Genomic DNA, 3,887 nt, shown 5'->3' with positions numbered 1-3,887 from the left:
GGCACATTGTCCTCGACGAACTCTCCGTCGGCGTCGTGGAGCGGCTTGATCCGGACACTGCCGCCTACGTCAACGCCAGCGGCCTGGCGAAGGCCTCGCCGATGGGCATGGGCCTGTACCGGGTCGAACCGGTGGGGACCGTCGGCTCGGTGCGCACTCCCGCCGTTCAGCTGGAGGTGCGACCGAAAGGTCGGCTCGGTCTGAGCCGTTTGCTGTTCCTGCTCGGCTACGCGGGGGACCAGGGGTTCCGGGACGACTCTGTCGCCGCGGTGGAGCATGCCGACCTTTGGAGCGCCCTGGCCGAATCCCTGGCGCAGCTCGCTGACCGGGCGCTGAGCCGCGGCGTGCTGCAGGGGTATCTCATGGTGGAAGAATCCCTCCGGACCGTCAAGGGCCGGATCCGGATGTCGGACCAGATTTCCCGCCGGCCCGGCATGCTGGTTCCGCTGGAAGTCTCCTACGACGAGTTCACCGAGGACATCGCGGAGAACCGGATTCTGCGCGCCGCACTGGAACGGATGTCCCAGGTGCCGCGGGTTCGGCCGGAAGTCCTGAGCCGCCTGCGCCGGCTCAAGGGAAAGCTCGACGCCGTGACGCGCCTTCAGTCCGGCGCGCCGCTGCCGCAGTGGCGGCCCAGCCGGATGAACACCCGCTACCACGCCGCTCTTCGGCTCGCCGAACTGATCCTGCGGAACGCGTCGGCGGAGGCCGGCGACGGCAAGCAGCAGTCGGCGTCGTTCGTGGTGGACATGGCAAAGGTGTTCGAGGACTTCGTGGGAACAGCCCTGCGCGAAGCCATGGCCGCCTACCCCGGAGAAATGCGGTTGCGCTACAACGCCCTGCTGAACGAGGCCGTCCGCGACTCGGACCGCATTGTGGTGCAGCCCGGTGCCGTCCACTTCCTCGGCGGCCGGCCCGTGATGGTGTACGACGCCAAGTACAAGGCCGCGGCCGACGTCGGCGCGTCCCTTTCGGGCGACCATTACCGGATGCTGGCCTACTGCACATCCTTGCGGGTGCCGACGGCGTGGATCGTTTACCCGGGAGCCGGGGAAATCAAGCTGCGCCGAATTCTCAATACCGACATCGACATTGTTGAGTTCCCGCTGGATCTGTCGCTACCGCCGTCGGAAATCCTGGCCGCCGTGGCAGATCTTGCCCAGCAGTCGTGGGGCGAAGTGCTCCGGCAGGCCAGTATCGACAGGTCCGCCGGCTAGGCGGATTCCTGCTGGTCGGCCACTGTCCGCAAATGTTCCAGGAGCGCCTTTTCCGGCTGGCCCGGGTTGTTGGCGACGTGCCACTGGAGTTTCTCCCGTACGTCAGCTTCTTCCGGGTTGGTGCCAGCCAGAACCTCATCAATGATCGAGGCCGCCTGCCGGCGCAGCGGCTCCAGATCCGGGTTCGCTCCGCGGAGCGGGCGGGGCCGGAAGCCGTGGAGCCTCGTGTGGCCGAGGCGACGGAAAGGCAGAACTGTGGGGTCTGAATCTGTGGGGCTGGAATCTGTTGGCGCAGCAGCCGTTTCGGGCTGGTCGTTGGACATCAGCAAGTGCGGCATCGTGCGCTCTCCCGTGTTTGCAGTACGCGTTGGTACTGACCGAATAATGCCTATCGCCCCCGGAGTCGAATATTAGCTGAGGTCGTTCAGCCTGCACCGGAGGTGGGCCGCGCGACACGCGGGGCGTTGCTGCTCAGCGAAGATCCTCAGGAGGGCTCGTCCCGGACCGGGCTGTGCAGGAAAGGACTGTGGAGGGGAGGGCCCTGGAGGAAGGCATCGAGGCGGAGCTCCAACGCCGATCGGTCCTTCAGTTCGCACTCCCACACGGTGAGGACTTCCCATCCATCGAGTTCGAGCTGAAGACGCTGGGCGGCGTCGCGGTTCCGGGTGCGGGTGCGCTTGGTTTCCCAGAACTCGGCGTTTGCCTGGGGTGCGTGCTGGCCCACCCGGCAGTCGTGGAAGTGCCAGAAGCAGCCGTTGACGAAGATGACTTTGCGGCGGCCGGCGAAGACGAGATCGGGGTTGCCCGGGAGTTTGCCGCCGCCCGCGCTGCCGTGCAGGCGGTAGCGGTATCCCTTCGCGTGCAGCAACCTGCGGACCAGCATTTCCGGCTTGGTGTTCTTGCCCCGGATCCTGGACATGTTCCAGCTGCGCCGCTCCGGAGTCAGCTTGTCCGCCATTGTTTAAGTCTAGGCGGGTGCCAAGTCTTGGCGCCGGGCAGCAGCCGTCGGGCAGCAGCCGCCGTCGGGCGTTAGATTTCCCGCTCCGGGTGTTCGCCGAACTGGAAGTGGCGTCCGCTGAGCGACGTCGGCGTAATTTCGACGTAGAAGTCCTTCAACGTTGGAACCCACGGTTTCAGCCCGAGGGCCTCGGCGTCGGCGATATCCGCCGATTGGTCGAGCACGCGCGCAGTGCCGCGCAGGACTACTGACCATGCTTCGTCGGACAGGATTCCGTCGGTTTCGAAGAGTACCTTCGAGTTGATGGTGAGCTCGGCCAGTTTGTTTCCCGGGGCGGTGCGGAGGAACAGTTTCCGGCCGCTGGCCGCGTAGTTCACCGGGAAAATGTCGGGTTCTCCGGCCACGGTGACCACGAGCCTGCCGTGCTTTGTGCCCTCAATCAATGTCCAGGCTTGATCGTCGTCAAGTGTGAGGATCGGATTGCCGTCTTCGTGTTCGAACATCATGGGTTCATTGTTCTGAATCAGGCCGTCGCTGGCTAGGGGCTAAAGGACCGGCAAGGACCGCCGGGGTGTTCTTCCGGTCCGACGGGTGGGCACATGCTGCCTGTGGATAATTTTGACCGACAAAATGTGATCTCGGTTACCCTTAACCCACAAATTGGCTTCAATCGTCTTGATTTTCTATCGGGGGAGTAGCTGACCATGACATCTCGCACTTCGCTTTCCGGTCCCTGGCGAGCCTGTGCGGTCGCTTGGCTGTCGATCTCCCTGATGTCGGCCACAGCGTGCAGCGAGGGTGGAACGCCGCCTCCCGGATCTCCACCTGCTGCTTCGCAGAGTCCCTCAGAGCCGGCCACCCCGAGCGCAACTCCGACACCTACTGCCAGCTACAAGCCCGCCGACGCGACCGGCAAGGCGCAGAACGTGCCAGTACCCGAGTTGCCGGAAGCTGCGAAGGCGGAGACGAAGGAAGGGCTGGAGGCGTTTGCGCGGTACTGGTTCAAAGAACTAAATTTCGCGTACGAGACTGGCACATCGTCAGGGTTGGAATCCGTGACCTCCGCTGGGTGCGAGTTCTGCTCAAACATCACGCGTTCATTGAAGACAAATTATGCGGAGGGCCGATGGCTGGTCGGTGGCCATATTGAGACGCCTTCACTTAGCACGACCTTTGAATCCCAGGCCGACGGCCAGTATCAGATTGCTGTCCAGGTTCAGCAGGCGAAGATCACGTATTTCGACCCTGGCGGATCCGAATTCCGGAAACCGACGCCGCCATCAGATACAGGCAACGTAATGCTGGCGGCGTTCAAGAATGGCGCGTGGCAAATTACCGCTCTCCATCCGCTCCGGTGAGCGCGTCAGTGTTTCCAACCAGGCATAGAATTTTTAGGTTGCTCGTCGGCGGACTAATCTGTGCGGGCTCCCTATCGCTACCCCTTGTTGCGATGGGTGAAGAGGGAGGCATTGATTCAGGATTCGGAAACCAAGGGGTAAATGTTGGCGGTTGGAGACTGGATCCAGCCACGGGCAAATTTGTGGCCCTCCAGCCGGGTGCTACATTCGCCGACCCCTTCCAGTACAAATACGAGCTCCAGTGCCATTTGGGCGGAGGCGACTTTGACGCCGGCTGTCTCGCCGCCGCGGTGGACTGTTCGAACGGCCCAGACGGAAAGGCCGGCATTCCCGTTATCTGGCTGCTGTCTCTTA

Annotated in this window: 6 protein-coding genes; 2 read left to right on the top strand and 4 right to left on the bottom strand. The window is 63.3% G+C overall.

Annotation, left to right across the window (positions count from 1 at the left end; genetic code table 11):
• On the top strand, positions 1 to 1,217 hold a 1,217-nt coding region (locus tag LQV45_RS20070; RefSeq protein ID WP_230008521.1), incomplete at its 5' end, for an McrC family protein.
• On the opposite strand, the gene LQV45_RS20065 is transcribed toward LQV45_RS20070, so the two are convergent.
• The 3 genes from LQV45_RS20065 to LQV45_RS20055 all read right to left on the bottom strand — a co-directional run bounded on the left by LQV45_RS20065 (position 1,214) and on the right by LQV45_RS20055 (position 2,681).
• Positions 1,214 to 1,546: a hypothetical protein gene (locus LQV45_RS20065; protein WP_230008520.1), complete on the bottom strand. Its 333-nt coding sequence runs from the start codon at positions 1,544 to 1,546 to the stop codon at positions 1,214 to 1,216. The two genes, LQV45_RS20070 and LQV45_RS20065, sit on opposite strands and share 4 nt — an antisense overlap.
• Before the next feature lie 155 nt (positions 1,547 to 1,701).
• Positions 1,702 to 2,175, bottom strand: a complete 474-nt coding sequence (locus LQV45_RS20060; protein ID WP_230008519.1) for a very short patch repair endonuclease — start codon at positions 2,173 to 2,175, stop codon at positions 1,702 to 1,704.
• 71 nt (positions 2,176 to 2,246) lie between these two features.
• Positions 2,247 to 2,681 carry a pyridoxamine 5'-phosphate oxidase family protein gene (locus LQV45_RS20055; RefSeq protein ID WP_223915503.1) on the bottom strand — a complete coding sequence of 145 codons (435 nt, stop codon included), beginning with the start codon at positions 2,679 to 2,681 and terminating at the stop codon, positions 2,247 to 2,249.
• A 198-nt stretch (positions 2,682 to 2,879) separates the two neighbouring features.
• Here LQV45_RS20055 and LQV45_RS20050 point away from each other — a divergent pair, with 198 nt between their 5' ends.
• Positions 2,880 to 3,533, top strand: coding sequence for a DUF6318 family protein (locus LQV45_RS20050; RefSeq protein ID WP_308288902.1), 654 nt, complete (start codon positions 2,880 to 2,882; stop codon positions 3,531 to 3,533).
• A gap of 116 nt (positions 3,534 to 3,649) precedes the next feature.
• Here LQV45_RS20050 and LQV45_RS20045 read toward each other — a convergent pair.
• Positions 3,650 to 3,887, bottom strand: a 238-nt coding sequence (locus tag LQV45_RS20045) for a hypothetical protein (RefSeq protein WP_230008517.1), incomplete at its 5' end; no start/stop codon positions are given.

The organism is Microbacterium sp. Bi128, assembly GCF_918698205.1.
This window is presented reverse-complemented; position numbering and strand designations above follow the sequence as displayed.

What these genes read in the sequence shown, in the direction of transcription:
- LQV45_RS20060 (WP_230008519.1), bottom strand. Translation starts at nt 2,175, where the DNA reads ATGGCGGACAAGCTGACTCCGGAGCGGCGCAGCTGGAACATGTCCAGG.
- LQV45_RS20055 (WP_223915503.1), bottom strand. Translation starts at nt 2,681, where the DNA reads ATGATGTTCGAACACGAAGACGGCAATCCGATCCTCACACTTGACGAC.
- LQV45_RS20050 (WP_308288902.1), top strand. Translation starts at nt 2,880, where the DNA reads ATGACATCTCGCACTTCGCTTTCCGGTCCCTGGCGAGCCTGTGCGGTC.